The organism is Marinobacter sp. H13, from assembly GCF_059072335.1.
In genome coordinates this window covers 1469099-1486277 of sequence record NZ_JCACRU010000001.1, presented here as the reverse complement: position 1 = coordinate 1486277, position 17179 = coordinate 1469099, and the positions used below count along the sequence as shown (strand labels likewise).

13 protein-coding genes, 1 pseudogene and 2 riboswitches are annotated in these 17179 nt (G+C 58.9%); of the genes and pseudogenes, 3 read left to right on the top strand and 11 right to left on the bottom strand.

What is annotated here, in order from left to right; genetic code table 11:
- Nucleotides 1–32: 32 nt before the first annotated feature.
- The 3 genes from AC5JQH_RS07065 to AC5JQH_RS07055 all read right to left on the bottom strand — a co-directional run bounded on the left by AC5JQH_RS07065 (nt 33) and on the right by AC5JQH_RS07055 (nt 3024).
- The gene (locus AC5JQH_RS07065) at nt 33–818 is read right to left on the bottom strand and encodes an ABC transporter ATP-binding protein (protein ID WP_008171001.1); all 786 of its coding nucleotides are present in this window, start codon (nt 816–818) and stop codon (nt 33–35) included.
- Nucleotides 818–1633: an ABC transporter permease gene (locus AC5JQH_RS07060; RefSeq protein WP_008171002.1), complete on the bottom strand. Its 816-nt coding sequence runs from the start codon at nt 1631–1633 to the stop codon at nt 818–820. Before AC5JQH_RS07060 ends, AC5JQH_RS07065 begins: the two co-directional genes overlap by 1 nt.
- Nucleotides 1634–1699: 66 nt before the next feature.
- Nucleotides 1700–1808: riboswitch (guanidine-I (ykkC/yxkD leader) on the bottom strand.
- A gap of 184 nt (nt 1809–1992) precedes the next feature.
- Nucleotides 1993–3024: an alpha/beta fold hydrolase gene (locus AC5JQH_RS07055; protein WP_483111226.1), complete on the bottom strand. Its 1032-nt coding sequence runs from the start codon at nt 3022–3024 to the stop codon at nt 1993–1995.
- Between the two features lie 154 nt (nt 3025–3178).
- On the opposite strand from AC5JQH_RS07055, the gene glnT reads away from it, so the two are divergent.
- The gene (glnT, locus tag AC5JQH_RS07050; RefSeq protein ID WP_286802945.1) at nt 3179–4537 is read left to right on the top strand and encodes a type III glutamate--ammonia ligase; all 1359 of its coding nucleotides are present in this window, start codon (nt 3179–3181) and stop codon (nt 4535–4537) included.
- Between the two features lie 18 nt (nt 4538–4555).
- On the opposite strand, the gene AC5JQH_RS07045 is transcribed toward glnT, so the two are convergent.
- Nucleotides 4556–5326: a class II aldolase/adducin family protein gene (locus AC5JQH_RS07045; protein WP_008171006.1), complete on the bottom strand. Its 771-nt coding sequence runs from the start codon at nt 5324–5326 to the stop codon at nt 4556–4558.
- 138 nt (nt 5327–5464) lie between these two features.
- Between AC5JQH_RS07045 and AC5JQH_RS07040 the strand changes: the two genes are divergently transcribed.
- Entirely contained in the window at nt 5465–6364 is a 900-nt protein-coding gene (locus tag AC5JQH_RS07040; RefSeq protein WP_482931107.1) for a bifunctional transcriptional activator/DNA repair enzyme AdaA, read from the top strand.
- Here AC5JQH_RS07040 and AC5JQH_RS07035 read toward each other — a convergent pair.
- The 5 genes from AC5JQH_RS07035 to AC5JQH_RS07015 all read right to left on the bottom strand — a co-directional run bounded on the left by AC5JQH_RS07035 (nt 6347) and on the right by AC5JQH_RS07015 (nt 13312).
- Nucleotides 6347–6958 (bottom strand): TetR family transcriptional regulator, encoded by a 612-nt coding sequence (locus tag AC5JQH_RS07035; protein ID WP_008171010.1) that lies wholly within the window; start codon nt 6956–6958, stop codon nt 6347–6349. The genes AC5JQH_RS07040 and AC5JQH_RS07035 overlap by 18 nt on opposite strands.
- Before the next feature lie 222 nt (nt 6959–7180).
- Nucleotides 7181–8248 (bottom strand): putative urea ABC transporter substrate-binding protein, encoded by a 1068-nt coding sequence (locus tag AC5JQH_RS07030; RefSeq protein WP_008171012.1) that lies wholly within the window; start codon nt 8246–8248, stop codon nt 7181–7183.
- Between the two features lie 70 nt (nt 8249–8318).
- Complete coding sequence (gene uca, locus AC5JQH_RS07025) at nt 8319–11945, bottom strand: urea carboxylase (RefSeq protein ID WP_493805427.1); 3627 nt, start codon at nt 11943–11945, stop codon at nt 8319–8321.
- Complete coding sequence (locus AC5JQH_RS07020) at nt 11936–12574, bottom strand: urea amidolyase associated protein UAAP2 (RefSeq protein ID WP_104270871.1); 639 nt, start codon at nt 12572–12574, stop codon at nt 11936–11938. Before AC5JQH_RS07020 ends, uca begins: the two co-directional genes overlap by 10 nt.
- Nucleotides 12575–12586: 12 nt before the next feature.
- Complete coding sequence (locus tag AC5JQH_RS07015) at nt 12587–13312, bottom strand: urea amidolyase associated protein UAAP1 (RefSeq protein WP_273093961.1); 726 nt, start codon at nt 13310–13312, stop codon at nt 12587–12589.
- Between the two features lie 58 nt (nt 13313–13370).
- A riboswitch (guanidine-I (ykkC/yxkD leader) is annotated at nt 13371–13476 on the bottom strand.
- Between the two features lie 375 nt (nt 13477–13851).
- On the opposite strand from AC5JQH_RS07015, the gene exaC reads away from it, so the two are divergent.
- Complete coding sequence (gene exaC, locus AC5JQH_RS07010; protein WP_008171025.1) at nt 13852–15372, top strand: acetaldehyde dehydrogenase ExaC; 1521 nt, start codon at nt 13852–13854, stop codon at nt 15370–15372.
- Nucleotides 15373–15557: 185 nt separating this feature from the next.
- Here the strand turns inward: exaC and AC5JQH_RS07005 are convergent.
- Nucleotides 15558–16136 (bottom strand): annotated as a pseudogene (locus AC5JQH_RS07005) (peroxidase-related enzyme).
- 44 nt (nt 16137–16180) lie between these two features.
- Nucleotides 16181–17164: an acrylyl-CoA reductase (NADPH) gene (acuI, locus tag AC5JQH_RS07000; protein WP_273093967.1), complete on the bottom strand. Its 984-nt coding sequence runs from the start codon at nt 17162–17164 to the stop codon at nt 16181–16183.
- Nucleotides 17165–17179: the final 15 nt, after the last annotated feature.

Below are 17179 nucleotides of genomic sequence, written 5' to 3'. Positions count from 1 at the left end.
GGGCGACCTTTTTTATTGAGCTGTCCGTTAGATCAGGCGGCCTGATTACGGGCTGTCTCGCTGACCGACTGGTGAATGTCTTCGAACAGTTTTCGATCTGTCTGCCCGATCGGCAAGTCGTAGGTGATGGTGGCACCAAATGCCTGTGGGTCATGGGGATCGTTGCGCACCTTGTCGAACACCAGCAGTCGGGTGCCCAGGTAAAAACCTTCCTTCAGATCGTGGGTCACCATGAAGATGGTGGTGCCGGTTTCCTGCCAGAGTTTCAATAGCAGATCGTGCATGTCGCCCCGAATGCCGGGGTCCAATGCGCCGAATGGCTCGTCCAGCAGGAGTACTCGTGGGCGCATGATCAGCGACTGGGCGATGGCGAGGCGTTGTTGCATGCCGCCGGAGAGTTCGTGGGGCCATTTGTTGGCTGATGGGCTCAGGCCCACAGACTCCAGCATGGCACCCACTTTCTCCAGGGCTTCGCGGCGGGCGCTGCCGAACAGTTTGCCCAGCCAGGGCTTCTGTTCCAGTTCCAGACCCATCAGCACGTTCTGGCGCACTGTCAGGTGAGGGAACACCGAGTAGCGCTGGAATACGATACCCCGGTTTCGGTCCGGCTCGCCGGGGAAGGCCTCGCCCTCCAGTAAGAGTTCGCCGCGGGTCTGGGTTTCCTGGCCCAACAGCATTTTCAGGAAGGTGGATTTGCCACAACCGGAGGCGCCCACCAGAGTGCAGAATTCGCCCTGTTTCACGCTCAGGTTCAGGTTCTCCAGGATCACCTGGTCACCGTATTCTTTCCAGAGATTGTTGACGGTAATGAAGCTCATCAGTGGCCTCCTGCGTTGTACCAGGGGAACAGCCTGCGGTTTGCCAGGCGCAGGCACTGGTCGATAACAATGGCGAGAATGGTGATCCAGATGACATAGGGCAGGATCACGTCCATGGCCAGGTAGCGCCGCACCAGGAAGATCCGGTAGCCGAGGCCTTCGGTGGAGGCAATCGCCTCGGCAGCAATCAGGAACAGCCAGGCGGGGCCAAGGCTCAGGCGCACGGCGTCGATCAGGCGGGGCAGCACCTGGGGCAGGGCCATGCGGGTGATTACTTGCCAGGAATTCGCGCCCAGAGTCTGGATCTTGATCAGTTGCTCGCCGGGAAGTTCGCGGACCCGCTGGGCCACATCCCGCATCATGATGGGCGCGGTTCCGATTACGATCAGCATGACTTTGGAAAGCTCGCCCAGCCCGAACACAATGAAGAGAATCGGTAGTATGGCCAGCGGCGGCACCATGGAAAGGGCAGAAACCAGAGGAGCAAGGTTGGCCCTGACCAGTGGCAGCACTCCATTGAGAATACCGACCACCAGCGCCAGCGACGCGGCGATACCGACGCCCATTCCAAGGCGCGCCAGACTGGCGGTCGTGTCCTGCCACATCAGGTAGTCGCCGCTGCGACGGTCCTCCTGAAAAGCCATGCGATCCACGGCCGCGGTCATCTGCTCCAGGCCGGGAAGGAGTTTATCGTTGGGGTTGTCTGCCAGGCGCTCCTGGGAGGCCAGGCTGTAGATGAGCATGATCAACAGAAAGGGCAGCAGGCCCAAGAGGGTAGCGGAAACACGCCCGGGGTGATGGTTGATCATTCGCATGAATCGTCTCCTCTGGTTACACAACACGGCAAGGTCATCGCGGGTAACAGCGTCCCTTGCGATTCAGTCTCCCGGGCTTTTGTCCCGCCGTGTAACCTCCCCAGAGGTCGGTAACTCTCGGACCAGCCATCCGGGAATCTTGACTGCCCGGACCGGAACCCTAGTCACCCATTTTGTCCGTCGCTCTGTCTGCGGTGTTGTGAACAGTGCTTTGAACGGATCGGGTTTTTGAAAACCGTCAGTCGGAAACAGTGCAGATGGCATGCCAGATCCGAAGAGCGGGCGAAAACGGGTCATCCCGGCAAAGGAGTCGGCAAAAATATGCACCGGGTTGGTGCAACATAGGTTCGGGTGCTCGATCATGACGCCTTTCCCGAGAGCAAAGCCCGGGCGGCCGCAAGGATGCGATTGTGGCTTGCAGCCTCCCGGCCCGCACCACCGGCAACGTGGCCCCAGTCCGATTCCAGCGATTCCACGGTTGCGCCAGGCATCCGGAGGCCATCCTCACTGGCGTCCTCCCTGGTAAAGTAGAGATCGGTGGTGCAGGGCATCATCCGGGTAGGCATGGCAATGGCAGAGAGCGCCGCGTCGAAATCCATGCCAAATACGGGGTTGTCGCTGATATCGCCGTTCTGCCAGGTGTTCAGCACGGTGAGCAGATCATTGGCGTCCTGGCCCAGATGATCCTGCTCCCAGAATCGAAGCAGCTCTTCAATGGAGCCAAAACCCTGTTCGCGCCAGAGCTCGTGACGGAAAAACGCCTGGGAATAAGCCCAGCCCGCATAAACCCGGCCGAAGGCCCGGAGTCCGCGTTCGGGTGGAGTCCGGTAGCGGCCATTCTCGAAGGCGTGGTCACAGGTCAGTGCCGCCTTTACGCCCTCAAGAAATACCCGGTTGTGGGGATAGCACCGCGCGGTGCAGCAGGTGGCCAGCACTGCGCGCACCTGCGTCGGAAACAAACAGCCCCACTGCAGCGCCTGCATCCCGCCCATGGACCAGCCCATCACCAGCGCGATCCGGGCGTCTCCGAAGACGTCCTCCACCAACCGCTTTTGTAGCATCACGTTGTCATACAGGGACACGGCAGGAAAGCCCGGGCCGCCCTGTGCTCCGGCGGTGTTCGAGGGTGAGGATGATTCGCCTGCGCCCAACAAAGCGGGAATAACGATGCAGTAACGATCCGGATCGAGGGGGCTGTTGCCTCTAACCCACGGGTGATTACCCGCGGCTGCACCACCGTAGTACGTGGGCAGCATAATAAGGTTGTCTTTTGGTGCATTCAGCTCGCCGATGCGGTGGTACCGCAATCTCGCGGAGCGCAACGTTTCGCCGGAAGTCAGAGGCAGGTCACCTGCTTCGTAATCTTCTACAAGCCATTGCTTCGACGCCATTTTCCCCTCTCTTTCAGGCTGACTGTTTGCCTGAAGTCTCTCGCCTTCGCTCTTATATATACACGCTGGCATGTAAGTTGAATGGCAAAAACAAAGAAAGAAACGTGCCAGAACCCAAACTGATTGCCCGCATGACGGGCCGGAGAAAAACAGGATGACGGAATTGACCAACACCCAGGCCCTGAAAGAGAAGCTCACAGAGGAAGGTGTGAAATACGCCATTGCCAGCTACGTGGACATCCACGGTGTGACCAAAGGCAAGTTCGTGCCCGTGGCTCACTTGGGGCAAATGATGGAAGGCTCGGAGCTTTACACAGGCGCCGCCCTGGATGGCGTGCCCCAGGATATCTCCGACGACGAGGTCGCCTCCATGCCGGATGCCGATGGGCTGGCCATCTGCCCCTGGAATCGCCAGCTGGCCTGGTTCCCGGGCAATCTGTTCCTGAACGGCGCGCCTTTCGAAGCCTGTTCCCGGAATATTCTACGTCGTCAGCTGAGTGCGGCGGCCGATATGGGGTATCGCTTCAATCTCGGTATTGAAACCGAGTTCTTCCTGTTCCGGGATACCGAGGATGGCGGCTTTGCCCCGCTGAGTGATCGCGACAACCTGGGCAAGCCCTGTTATGACCCCCGCACGCTCATGGATAACCTGCCCATCATGGATGAGCTGGTAGACGCCATGAACGAGCTGGGCTGGGATGTGTACTCGTTTGATCACGAAGACGCCAACGGCCAGTTCGAAACCGACTTCAAATATGCCGACGCACTGACCATGTCCGACCGCCTGGTGTTCTTCCGGATGATGGCCAACGAGATTGCCCGCAAACATGGCGCTTTCGCGAGCTTCATGCCCAAGCCCTTTGCCGACCGCACCGGCAGTGGCGCCCACTACAACATGTCGCTGGCGGATCTGAAAACTGGCGAAAACCTGTTCGAGCCCAAGGGCGACGATCTGCACAACTGCGGCATCAGCAAGATCGCCTATCACTTCGCCGCAGGTGTGCTGAAACATGGCGCGGCCATCAGTGCCGTGATTGCGCCGACAGTGAACAGCTACAAACGGCTCGTTCGCCAGGGCAGCATGTCGGGTTCCACCTGGGCACCGGTATTCATGTGTTATGGCTCCAACAACCGCACCAATATGATCCGGATTCCCGGCATGGGCGGGCGCATCGAATGCCGTGCCGCAGACATTGCCTGCAATCCCTATCTTGGCAGTGCGCTGATTCTCGCTGCAGGGTTGGAAGGCATCCGTGAAGGTCTGGACGCGGGCGCCCCCCACCACGAGAACATGTACAACTACAGCGATGCTGAAATCGCCGAGCAGGGCATCGAGTATCTGCCCCGGAACCTGGGCGAGGCCGTGGAGGCTTTTGAGGCCGATCCGCTGGCGAAAGAAGTCTTCGGTGAAGCCATGTTCAAAAGCTTTATCGACTTCAAGAAAGGCGAGTGGGAGAGCTATCAGAACCACGTGTCGGCCTGGGAAGTGGACCGTTATCTGAAAATGTTCTGATAGCTACAGGGCCTGATGTCAGCTTCGGAAGCCTGGATCGATGCGGTCCAACTTCCGGAGAAGTCCTGGCCAGGCAAGGTTGCCACCCATGCCCTTGGTGACCTTTTTGGCCTGCTCCCGAATGGAGCTGAGAATGGTATCGGGAATACGTACCAGCGGCTGGCCTCCGGACATGGCCTGAATCTGGACCTCGCAGGCGCGCTGCAGGATGTACATGTTCAGGAAGGCCTCGGCGACGCTGGGTCCCGTGGTCAGCAGGCCGTGGTTGCGCAGGATCATGAAACGGGCGTGGCCCAGATCTGCCTGCAGGCGCGCTTTCTCGTCTTCGCGCAGCGCCACGCCTTCGTAATCGTGGTACGCGAGTCCGGATAGCGGAAAAAGACTTTGCTGGGACAAGGGCAGCAAGCCTTCCTTCTGCGCTGACACAGCGACACCGGCGGTCGTGTGGGTGTGCATGACACAGGCAGCATCCTCACGAACCGCATGGATGGCGCTGTGAATGGTGAAACCGGCAGGGTTGATGTCGAAATCGTCTGGATTGATCTTGTTGCCTTCCTGATCAATGCGCACCAGGCTGGAAGCCGTAATTTCCTCGAACATCATTCCGTAGGGGTTGATCAGGAAATGATGCTCGTCACCGGGAATTCGCACCGAGAGATGGGTGAAGATAAGGTCGTCCCAGCCGTAGAGAGCAATCAGTCGGTAGGCGGCGGCAAGGTCAATGCGAAGCTGCCACTCCTCCTCACTGACTTCACCCTTTTTGGATGGAATTGCCAATTGCTCGGACATAGTGCTGACCCCTCGGAATCGGTTGGTTTTATTGTTGATTGACGGTCAATGTAGCGCCCGCAAGAATCGGATGGAAGGGGGCGAAGCAAACGCGCATCATATGGATGATGGGTTGTGCGCACATGAAGGAGCCGAAGCATGGAAAGTTTCCGAACCCCGATGCAGGACGAGAAGGATAGTGACGCGAAAGCATCCATGCCCGTTGCCGATCGAATGGTCGCACTGGCCAGGTACATCGAGAGCCGGCCAGATGAACCGTTGAGCCTTGCCGACCTCGGCGCTGTGGTTGGGTTGTCGCCATCCCGCGTACAGCGGGTGTTCAAGGAAACCTTCGGTGTCTCACCAAAGGCTTATCAGGATGCACTGCGCCTGAACCACTACAAGCGGGCGTTGAGAACAGGCCGGACCGTGACCGATGCAATCTACGATGCCGGCTTTGGTTCGGTCAGTCGCGTCTATGGCAAGGCAGACCGACAGGTCGGCATGCCGCCTTCCCGCTACGGCAAGGGTGGGGAAGGTGAAACCATTGCCTATGCCTGCCGGGAAACGGCTCTCGGCCTGCTGATGATGGCCGCCACCGATCAGGGTGTGTGTTTTGCCGAATTCGGGGATGATGAGACGGCACTGGGAGATCAGTTACAGAAGGAGTTTCCGAAGGCTCGACTGGCTCCGTCTGGGGCAAAGGCATCGCCGGAGCTGGATGCGTGGATGTTGGCTCTGGATGAGCATTTGAGCCAGAACATGCCCAGACCGGATGTCCCTCTGGATATCCGTGGCACGGCTTTTCAGACAAGGGTCTGGAAACTCCTGCTAAGCGTCCGTGAAGGTGAGGTGGTAAGTTACACGGAGTTGGCAAGGCGACTGGGCGAGCCCAAAGCCGTTCGGGCTGTGGCCTCCGCCTGCGGCCGGAACCGCATCGCCGTGCTGATTCCCTGCCATCGTGTCTTGCGAAGCGACGGCTCCCTCGGCGGTTACCGCTGGGGCCTCGACCGAAAACAGCAATTGCTGGAGAAAGAGCGCTCAGCCTCGACCCAGTAGCACCCAGAACTGTCGCTGGAAAAACGCCGTTTCCTGTTTCAACGAAAACAGCTTCGGCGCAAACAGCCAGGTCTGGGTAATGCCCATCAGATAGGTGTAACTCAGCAGTCCCAGATCCTCCGGGTCTTCCTGTGTAGAAATCAGACCCTGCTCAGCTGCCTGGGCAACCAGGTGCCGGAACATCGCAATAATCGACCGGGTCAACGCCCGTTCCCGCTTCAGCGTTCGGCTCATGGCATCGGTTAGTTCGGTCTTGTTCAACAGAATCTCGAACGACTGACGATACTTCCGGTCATTGGCCAACAAGCTCAGCCAGCGTTCAATAAAATGATCCATGGCCTCAATGGGCGTTTCCCGCATGCCAGAACACTCCGCGACCAGGGCTTCCAGCGGTTCCTGGGAGTAGGCAAGTACAGCTTCGTACAGATCATCCTTGTTCTCGAAATGCCAGTAGATCGGCCCACGGCTACAACCGGCTTCTTTGGCAATACGGCTCAAAGTCGTTAGTGAGTAACCGTCCCGGCTAAACAACTTGAGCGCGGCCTCAAGCACAGTCTGGCGGGTTTTCTCGGCATCTTCCTTGGTACGGCGCATCTGATTCGTCTACTTAACTTGGCTTGGGAGTTTCGGGGTGGTATGAGGGTGCCTTTCCAAAACACGCTCCTTGCGGCACATCCATGTGACGCTTGGGCTCCGCCATCCATGGCTCCGCACAGTTTTGGAAAGGCACCCCAAACCCAATCCACCTCCGAAGCCCACAAAAAAGGGCACGAACATCGTGCCCTCGGCTAACCATCAAGGCAAGCAATCAGAGGCTCAGATCTCCCCGTCTGCCGCCATCTCCATATAACTGTCATTGAAACGAAGCTTCACGTTGCCAGAGTCACCCATGATGGACCCATCCGGGAACTCGATGCCCACGAAGTCCGGGCTCATGGCCCCCTGGCCCAGCAGGCCCTTCTCGAAGGAGAACTCACGTACGCTGTCCATCGCTTCAGACGCCTCGTCGCTGTTGATGAAGTCCACCGACATCTGCGGCTCCCAGAACATCTTCATGCCTGCCAGCTGTGCTTCGTAGCCGCCCTGGTCCGTGCCGGAAAGCTCGCCCAGGTATGCCCGCGCCTCCGCACCCTCTGGGGTATCGGACTCAAGAATACTCATGGTCTCGTACCAGGCTCCGACCAATGCCTTGCCCAGCTTGGGATTGTCGGCCAGGGTCTCGGTGTTTACCAGAGTCAGATCCTTGATGTGGCCCGGAATCTGGCTGGAATCAAACAGCTTTGTAGCACCGGGATAGGCTTCCACTTCGCTCAGCAACGGATTCCAGGTTGCCACATGGCGAACATCGTCGGTCTGGAATGCAGAGACCAGATCAGCGTCAGAAATGTTGACCACGCTCAAGTCACGTTCTTCCAGGCCAACGCTGGCCAGGGCGCGGGCCAGGAGGTAGTGGGAGACGGACAACTCAACCAAATGAACGGTTTCGCCTTCCAGCTCTTCGATGCTGGACGCATCTTTTGAAACCAGGCCGTCGTTGCCGTTGGAGTAATCACCGACGATCAGCGCGGTGGTATCCACACCAGAGGCTGCGGGAATCGATAGGCCGTCCATGCTGGTAGCTGTCACACCATCGAACTGGCCGGCGGTATACTGGTTAATGGACTCGATGTAGTCGTTCACCTGCACGATATCCACTTCGATATCGTACTTGTCCGCCCACTTTTTCATGATTCCGTAGTCCTCGGCATACTGCCAGGGCACCCAGCCGGCATAGATGGTCCATGCGATGCTGAAGGAGTCCTTTTCCTCGGCCATTGCACCCATGGACAGGGAGGCCGTGAACAGACCGGCCGCCAGACCTTTGGTGATGTCGCGTGTTTTCATGGTGTCTCTCCTCGGGCCTTGCCCGTGTTTGCAGGTTTGGTCTTTCTTAAGTTTTTTGGGGTTGCTGGCATTACTCGGTAATCTCTTCAACGATCACGACCGGCGTTCCGGGCGAGACCGCCTGTCCCGCTTCCCGGCGCACGTCTACCACGCGTCCGGTTACGGGGCTCAGTAATTCGATTTCCATTTTCATGGATTCAATAACCGCCACCGGCCGCTGGGCATCGATGGTGTCGCCTGGCTTGACCAGGCACTCCCAGAGGTTACCGGCTACGTGGCTTTCCACCGCGTGCTGGCCTGCTGGCAGGTTGGCAATGTCGTCTTCGCCGGTGTCCTCGATCGGTGCTTCGGAACTGAAGTTGATCTGGCCCGACTCGATCCAGCGCTGCAGCTCCTCATCGAAGGCCTGTTTGCGCTTGGCTGTGAAGGTCTGAATTTCGTCGTCGTTGTTCGCCAGAAACTGCTCGTAGTCCTTCAGATTGAAGCGGGTTTCCTCGACCTTTATCGGGTAGTCGCCATTGGGAAAGTCCCGTCGGATTTGCTGCAGTTCTTCGGCACTGACCTCGTAGAAGCGCACCTGGTCAAAGAACCGGAGCAGCCAGGGCTTGCCGGGCTCGAAGAAATCGGTGGTGCGGTAGCGATTCCACATCTGCAGGGTACGACCGACAAACTGGTAGCCGCCTGGCCCTTCCATGCCGTAGATGCACAGGTAGGCGCCGCCGATGCCAACGGAGTTCTCCGCGGTCCAGGTACGGGCCGGGTTGTATTTGGTGGTCACCAGCCGGTGCCGGGGATCCAGCGGGGTAGCGACCGGGGCGCCCAGATAGACGTCGCCCAGGCCCATCACCAGATAGGTTGCCTCGAAAAGCGTCTTTTTTACCTCATCGATGCTGTCCAGTCCGTTGATGCGGCGGATGAACTCCAGGTTGCTCGGGCACCAGGGGGCATCCTTCCGCACCGACTGCATGTATTTCGCGATGGCGGTCTGGCAGGCTTCGTCATCCCAGGACAGGGGCAAATGAACGATGCGCGCGGGCACATCCCATTCGGGCTGTTTTTCCAGTTCCTTTTCGGCGCCGATCAGCAGATCCAGCAGCGTGCGCTGGTTCAGTTTCTGGCTGTCGTAATGCACCTGCAGGGATCGGATGCCGGGGGTCAGCTCCAGAATGGCATCGTGATTCTGCTCACGCAGCCACAGCATCAGCGCGTGGGCGCGGAAGCGCAGGCGGATATCCAGCTCCATTGGGCCGTATTCCACCAACACGTAGTTGTCGCCGGCGGCCCGATAAACCACGCCGGTTTCGTGTTCATCGTCACTGAGTGCCGCCAGAACCGGGGAGGTTGGTGTGATCGGTTTGATATGGGCGGTCGCTGCGGTCAGGGTGGCGATGGACTCGTCGAGGGCTTCCCGCAGGGCCACGGCCTGGTCCTGACTGACCGGAACAAATTGGACCTTGTCACCGGCTTTCAGTTGGCCCAGTTTCCACAGGTCAGCGCTGATGACCGTCACCGGGCAGACAAAGCCGCCCAGGCTGGGGCCATCAGGACCGAGAATCACCGGCATGTCGCCGGTGAAATCCACGGTGCCCACGGCGTAAGCGTTGTCGTGAATGTTGGACGGATGCATGCCGGCCTCTCCGCCGTCACTGCGCGCCCACTGCGGTTTCGGGCCAATAAGTCGTACGCCGGTGCGGCTCGAGTTGTAGTGAATCTCCCAATCGCTGGCGAAGAAGGTGTCGATGTCTTCGTCAGTAAAATAATCCGGCGCGCCATGAGGCCCATAGGTAACGTGCAGTTTCCAGGTTTTGCCGATGGTCGGTTTCAGTTCGGCAGGAAGGGCTGTCAGACCGGTTGGCTCCGAATCCGCCAGGGCCAGCACATCGCCGGCCCGCAAGGCGCGACCACAATGGCCGCCGAACTGGCCCAGGGTAAAGGTGCTGCACGAGGTCAGGTATTCCGGGCAGTCCAGCCCACCGCTGAATAGAACATAGGCCCGTGCTCCGTCCGCCGTGGTGGCACCCAGCTTCAGGGTAGCGCCAGCGGGCACGTCAATCACCTGCCAGAAGGCGACCGGCTTATCGTCCAGCGTGGCGTCCAGCTGGGCGCCCGTCAGCGCAATCTGGGTGGCGCGGTTGAAGGTGAGCACTGGTCCCTTCAGGGTGATTTCCAGACCTGGAGCCCCTTCCGGATTGCCCAGCAGTCGATTGCCAAGCCGGAACGAATAACTGTCGAAAGGACCCGACGGTGGTACGCCGATTTCCCAATAGCCGATGCGACCGGGGTAGTCCTGGATGGTGGTCAGGGTGCCGCCACTGAGCACATCCACGGTGGCCGGCTGGTAATCGAATTCGTTGAGGGTTCGAGTAAACAGTCTGCCCTCGGCAAAGCGCGGGTCGTCCAGTACCTGGCGCACGTATTTCAGGTTGGTCTCGATGCCATAGAGCTGGCTGTCGTCGAGTGCCTGCATCAACCGCTGGCGGGCCGATTCGCGATCGGCCTCATGCACAATCACCTTGGCGAGCATGGGATCATAGAGCGGCGACACCTCCGTACCCGGTTGGATCCAGGTGTCGATTCTCAGGCCATCCTCTTCGGGCCAGGCCACGTTGGTGAGCAGGCCTGCGCCGGGCTGGAAATCCTTGTTGGGGTCTTCCGCATAGATCCGGGCCTGGATGGCGTGGCCGGAAGGCGCGAGGTTGCTGCCCAGTTTTGCCAGGTCGGGCAGGGTGCCTGCGCCCAGTTCCACCATCCATCGGACCAGATCCACGCCATAAACCTGCTCGGTCACACCGTGCTCCACCTGTAAGCGGGTATTCACTTCCAGGAAGTAGAACTCGGTGGTGTCCGGGTCGTAGATAAACTCCACGGTGCCGGCACTGCGGTAGCTGATACTTTCGCCCAGCTGGCGCGCGGTGGCGTGCATGCGTGTGCGGACGTCCTCGGTGAGCCCGGGAGCCGGTGCTTCTTCAATCACTTTCTGGTTCCGGCGTTGGGCGGAACAGTCTCGCTCGCCGAGGGCCAGAACCTGGCCTTTGCCATTGCCAAACAGCTGCACTTCCACATGGCGGGCATGTTCCACAAATTTTTCCAGGAACACGCCGTTGTTGCTGAAGTTGTTCTGGCTCAGGCGCTGGACCGACTCGAAGCTCTTGCTCAGATCGTCCGGGCCATAGCAGCGGGACATGCCAATGCCGCCACCGCCGGCGGTGCTTTTGAGCATCACCGGGTAGCCGATGGTGTCGGAGGCTTTCAGTGCTTCTTCCAGATCGGTCAGCAAGCCAGTGCCCGGGAGCAGTGGCACACCGGCGCTTTCAGCCAGTGACCGTGCCGTATGCTTGAGACCGAATTGCTCCATCTGCTCGGGTGTCGGGCCCAGGAAGACCACGCCTTCGGCGTCACAGCGTCGGGCAAAATCGGCGTTTTCGCTCAGGAAGCCGTAGCCGGGGTGGATGGCGCCGGCACCGCTCTCGCGGATTACCTCGAACAGTTTGTCCTGATCCAGGTAAGTGGTCGCTGCCGGGCCGTCTCCCAGGGAATACGCCTCGTCCGCCTGCCGTACGTGAAGCGAATCGGAATCCGCTTCGGCGTAGACGGCAACCGAGGTCAGCCCCATGTCACGCAGCGTGCGAATAACCCGGCAGGCGATGGCGCCGCGGTTGGCGATCAGGACCTTTGAGAATCTGCCGCTCAGCTCCATACCAGCACCTCAATCGGTGTGGGGTTCCAGCCGTTGCAGGGATTGTTGAGCTGCGGGCAGTTGGAGATCATCACCAGAACATCCATCTTCGCTTCCAGCTCCACGTATTTGCCGGCATCGGAAATCCCGTCGGCGAAGGTGAGTCCGCCGTCGGCCGTGACCGGGACATTCATGAAGAAGTTGATGTTGTGGGTGATGTCCCGTTTGCTCATGCCCAGTTCTTCGTGTTCGGTGACGGCCACCAGCCAGCTGTCCCGGCAGGCGTGCATGCACTTTTTCTCAAGGGCATAACGGGTTGTGTTGCTCTCGGCCGCACATGCACCGCCCAGGGTGTCGTGACGGCCGCAGGTGTCGGCGGTGATTTCCAGCATCACGTTGTTTTCAGAAGACATCAGCTTCGAGCCAGCCGTCAGGTAGACGTTGCCCTGCTCGCGGATGGTGTCGACGGCGCTGTAGCGTTCGGTCGGATTATGGGCGTTGTAGAACAGGGTGTCGGCGGCCTGGTTGCCCTCCAGATCCAGAATCCGGATGGTTTCGCCGGCGTTCACCACTTTCAGGAAATACTCGCCTGCCGGTACGGTTTCACGGAAGGCGGCGTCTTCAGGCTTCAATACGCTTTGCTTGATCATGTCCGGCCTCCGTTACTGGAACAGGTGGTACAGGGCGTTATTGGCGAAGGCCCGGGTGGCCTCGGGGGACGACGTCTTGCAGGGATCGGCATCGGTTACCGGGGCCGCCTTGAACAACTGGTACCGCAGCGGATGGCTGGGGTACTCGCTGGCCGGGTTCATCGGATGCGGGCAGGTGTGCAGCACTACGATGGTGTCCATCTCAAAGCGCAGGTCGACGGTGGCGCCGGCGTGGGAGTGGCCCTCGGAGAAGGCCATGTTGCCGTCGTCATCTGTTTTTACTTTGCTGAACCAGTTCAGGTTGGCGGTCAGGTCTTTCTTGCCAAGGCCGTACTTGGCCAGTTCGTTCAGAAAGCTGTTGAAACCGTTCCGGTGGTAGTGATTATGGGCTTCCTGATACGTCTTTTTGCCCCAGCGCTTTTCCACCAGATCTGCGTTGCAGGTGCCAGCGACGGTATCGTGCCAGCCAAGATCATCGCGGATGATGGAGGCAAACACCCGGCCCATGTCCGAGAGCAGCACGTGGCCTTTGGTGAGCAGGAAAGTGTGCTGGTTCTTCAGGGTGTCCGGCATGTTGTACCGCTCGAGCGGGTTCTCGGGGTTGTACATCAACATGCCGACGTTGGTCCCGCCGGTTTCGTCAATCAGGCGCAGCACATGGCCACGGCGCACGATAAAGGACCAGTGGGATCCGCCGGGAATCAGATCGTCGTAGAGGGGGGCTGCGGTTTGCAACATGGCCTTTTCCTCCTGGTTAGGGCATCCAAAAAAGCGAGAGGCGTCAGTAACTGAGCGATCCTCCCGGGCTTTTGTCCCGCCGTGTAACCTTGGAAAAGGTCGTCAACTCTCGGACCAGTCGTCTGCGTTTGTGGTTGCAGACCGGAACCCTAGTTGACCATTGGTCAGATTGTGGCGCTTTGATTGTGGTTTCAGTAACCGACGTCTCGCTGCGTGCTGAATGTACTGCAGAGTCCATGCCAATCGGCAAGTCACTGATTTTACTGAGGTGGAAGTTCCGGGGAAGGGCAGTGTTGCTTCCTGCCTGGGCGGGCGCACCGTTTTTGTGCGTCGGTCAGTGCGCTTCCAGTGCATTTATTTTCGGAGTTTGATTCCAGAGCCAGACCACTGATGGCATGGCCTTCGAGCCATCTACTACCAAGGGAGGAGTTTTTCGCCTCCATCGCACCATTCAACTTTCCGGGTTTGGCGTCTACATTGAATGGGTAAACGCGAAAGGCCGCGTTGCCCTGCGACAAACACAACAAGAGGTCGAGATCATGATCTACGCACAACCAGGAAAGGATGGCTCCGTCGTTTCTTTCAAATCCCGTTACGAGAACTACATCGGTGGCGAGTGGGTTGCCCCGGTAAAAGGCCAGTATTTCGAGAACATCACACCGGTCACTGGCAATGTGATCTGTGAAATTCCGCGCTCCAGTGCCGAAGATATTGATCTGGCCCTGGACGCAGCGCACAAGGCGGCACCTGCGTGGGGCAGGACCTCTCCCACCGAGCGTTCCAACATCCTGCTGAAAATTGCGGACCGCATCGAGGCCAACCTCGAGAAGCTCGCAGTCGCTGAAACCTGGGACAACGGCAAGGCCGTGCGCGAAACCCTGAACGCCGACATTCCCCTCGCGGCTGATCACTTCCGCTACTTCGCGGGTTGTCTTCGTGCCCAGGAAGGCCACATGGGCGAGATCGACCACAATACCGTGGCGTACCATTTCCATGAGCCGCTGGGTGTCGTTGGCCAGATCATTCCATGGAACTTCCCGATTCTGATGGCGGCCTGGAAACTGGGCCCCTGTCTGGCTGCGGGTAACTGCACCGTGCTGAAGCCTGCCGAGCAGACGCCTGCCAGCATCCTGGTACTGATGGAAATCATTGGTGACCTGCTGCCGCCGGGCGTGCTGAACATTGTTAACGGCTACGGCATCGAGGCCGGCCAGGCCCTGGCCACCAGCAAGCGTATTGCCAAGATTGCCTTCACCGGCTCCACCCCGGTTGGCTCCCACATCCTCAAGTGCGCGGCTGAAAACATCATCCCGTCCACAGTGGAGCTGGGTGGCAAATCCCCGAACATCTACTTCTCCGACGTGATGAAGGCCGAGCCGGAATTCATCGACAAGTGCGTGGAAGGTCTGGTTCTGGCGTTCTTCAACCAGGGCGAAGTCTGCACCTGTCCGTCACGGGCGCTGGTCCAGGAAGACATGTTCGAAGAGTTCATGCAGAAGGTGGTTCAGCGCACCAAGTCGATCAAGCGTGGCAACCCGCTGGACACCGATGTTCAGGTAGGTGCCCAGGCGTCGAAAGAACAGTTCGACAAGATCATGTCCTACCTGGCCATTGGTAAGGAAGAGGGCGCTGTGGTGCTGACTGGCGGCGACCGCGAGCATCTGGATGAAGAGTTCAACAATGGCTTCTACATCCAGCCCACCCTGTTCAAGGGTGACAACAAGATGCGCGTGTTCCAGGAAGAAATCTTCGGACCGGTCGTGGGCGTTACCACCTTCAAGACCGAGGAAGAAGCCCTGGCCATCGCCAACGACACCGAGTTTGGTCTGGGTGCCGGTGTATGGACCCGCGACACCAATCTCGCCTACCGGATGGGCCGCAACATCCAGGCCGGTCGGGTGTGGATGAACTGTTACCACGCCTACCCGGCTCACGCAGCCTTCGGTGGTTACAAGAAGTCTGGCGTTGGCCGTGAAACCCACAAGATGGCGCTCGAGCACTATCAGCAGACCAAGTGCATGCTGACCAGCTACGACACCAACCCGCTGGGTTTCTTCTGAATCAATGAGCGGTAAGCGGGCCTCCCACACGGGCCCGCCTGTGAGTCAGCACAGCGGATGTGCACCTTCATTCCCCGGCGTCTGGCTGGGGCGGCTCTCTGACGAGAGTTCGGGTTTTTCTGTCACTCTCTTTTGGCCCTTCCCAGGGCCTTTTTTATTGGGGCGGATTTTGGTGTCAATGCGCTTTATCGCCCCAGTGAGTAGAACTCTGCGTTAGGCCGCATGTTTGTCACGTTTGCCATCCGATTGGAAAGCCCGAAGAACGCGGCGATGCCTGAGATATCCCAGATATCCTCGTCGTTGAAACCATGATGTTTGAGTTCCTCAAAGTCCGCGTCACACACTTCTTGGGCTTGTTGCGAAACCTTTATGGCGAAATCAAGCATGGCTTTCTGGCGTTCAGTGATGTCGGCCTTTCGGTAGTTCACGGCGACCTGGTCTGCGATCTCCGGGTTCTTTTCACGGATGCGCAGAATAGCGCCATGGGCCACCACGCATTACTGGCACTGGTTCAGGTTGCTGGTAGCGACCACGATCATCTCGCGTTCGCCCTTGGTGAGGTTGCTGTCTTTTTCCATCAGGGCATCGTGGTAATCAAAGAAGGCACGAAACTCGGCGGGGCGATGTGCCAGTACCAGAAAGACATTGGGGATAAACCCCGACTTTTCCTGAACGGCAAGAATCTTCTCCCGGATGTCCGCCGGGAGTGATTCAAGCGACGGAACCGGGAATCGGCTTATTGGTTGTTCGTTGGACGAGCCCATAACAATTCCTTTAATGGCGGTTTTATGGTTCAAGAAGTTTCGGTTCAGCCTGCGACCGGTACGACGATACGCCCACGAACCTTGCCTTCCAGCAGTTGGCTGGCACCTTCGATGGCGTCTTCAAAGGGTATTTCCGTGATCATGCGCTCGAGCAGGTCGATGTCGAGATCCTCCGACAGGCGCTTCCAGGCTTCCAGTCGCTCAGCTTTGGGCGCCATCACGCTGTCCACACCACACAAGGTCACACCCCGAAGAATGAACGGGGCAACGGTGGACGGGAAGTCCATGCCGGCCGCCAGACCACAGGCTGCGACGACGCCACGGTATTTCATGCCCGCACAGACATTGGCCAGCACCTGTCCACCGGCCACATCAATGGCGCCGGCCCAGGTCTCGCGCACCAGGGGTTTGCCTGGTTCACTCAGCTCAGCGCGATCGAGGATGTTTCCGGCCCCCAACGACTTCAGATAGTCTGCTTCTTCGGATCGGCCGGTCACCGCGGTCACGGAATAACCCCGCTTGGCCAGCAGCGCCACTGCGATGCTTCCAACGCCGCCGGTTGCCCCGGTCACCAGGATGTCGCCGGAATCAGGTGTTACGCCATTCTTTTCCAGTGCCATGACACAAAGCATGGCGGTATAGCCGGCGGTGCCGATGGCCATGGCCTGTCGAGGAGAAAACGCCTTGGGCAGAGGAATCAGCCAGTCACCGGAAACACGGGCTTTCTCGGCCAGGCCGCCCCAGTGTTTCTCGCCAACGCCCCACCCGTTCAAGACAACCGGGTCGCCTGCCTTGAAGTCTGCATGCGTGGAGCTTGATACGGTGCCGGCAAAGTCGATGCCTGGAATCATCGGGTACTGTTTCACGATCGGTGACTTTCCGGTGATGGCCAGAGCATCCTTGTAGTTCAAGGTTGAGAAGGCTATATCCACGGTAACGTCGCCTTCCGGCAGTTCCGATTCTTCTATGGATGTCAGTGACACTTTTTGGTCGCCGCGTGATCCTTCAATGAGTATGCCTTTAAACATGTTGCCTCCGTGTTT

Bases quoted from the DNA above. Each gene is read 5' to 3' on its own strand.
- AC5JQH_RS07065 (WP_008171001.1), bottom strand. From the start codon at position 818: ATGAGCTTCATTACCGTCAACAATCTCTGGAAAGAATACGGTGACCAG.
- AC5JQH_RS07060 (WP_008171002.1), bottom strand. From the start codon at position 1,633: ATGCGAATGATCAACCATCACCCCGGGCGTGTTTCCGCTACCCTCTTG.
- AC5JQH_RS07055 (WP_483111226.1), bottom strand. From the start codon at position 3,024: ATGGCGTCGAAGCAATGGCTTGTAGAAGATTACGAAGCAGGTGACCTG.
- glnT (WP_286802945.1), top strand. From the start codon at position 3,179: ATGACGGAATTGACCAACACCCAGGCCCTGAAAGAGAAGCTCACAGAG.
- AC5JQH_RS07045 (WP_008171006.1), bottom strand. From the start codon at position 5,326: ATGTCCGAGCAATTGGCAATTCCATCCAAAAAGGGTGAAGTCAGTGAG.
- AC5JQH_RS07040 (WP_482931107.1), top strand. From the start codon at position 5,465: ATGGAAAGTTTCCGAACCCCGATGCAGGACGAGAAGGATAGTGACGCG.
- AC5JQH_RS07035 (WP_008171010.1), bottom strand. From the start codon at position 6,958: ATGCGCCGTACCAAGGAAGATGCCGAGAAAACCCGCCAGACTGTGCTT.
- AC5JQH_RS07030 (WP_008171012.1), bottom strand. From the start codon at position 8,248: ATGAAAACACGCGACATCACCAAAGGTCTGGCGGCCGGTCTGTTCACG.
- uca (WP_493805427.1), bottom strand. From the start codon at position 11,945: ATGGAGCTGAGCGGCAGATTCTCAAAGGTCCTGATCGCCAACCGCGGC.
- AC5JQH_RS07020 (WP_104270871.1), bottom strand. From the start codon at position 12,574: ATGATCAAGCAAAGCGTATTGAAGCCTGAAGACGCCGCCTTCCGTGAA.
- AC5JQH_RS07015 (WP_273093961.1), bottom strand. From the start codon at position 13,312: ATGTTGCAAACCGCAGCCCCCCTCTACGACGATCTGATTCCCGGCGGA.
- exaC (WP_008171025.1), top strand. From the start codon at position 13,852: ATGATCTACGCACAACCAGGAAAGGATGGCTCCGTCGTTTCTTTCAAA.
- acuI (WP_273093967.1), bottom strand. From the start codon at position 17,164: ATGTTTAAAGGCATACTCATTGAAGGATCACGCGGCGACCAAAAAGTG.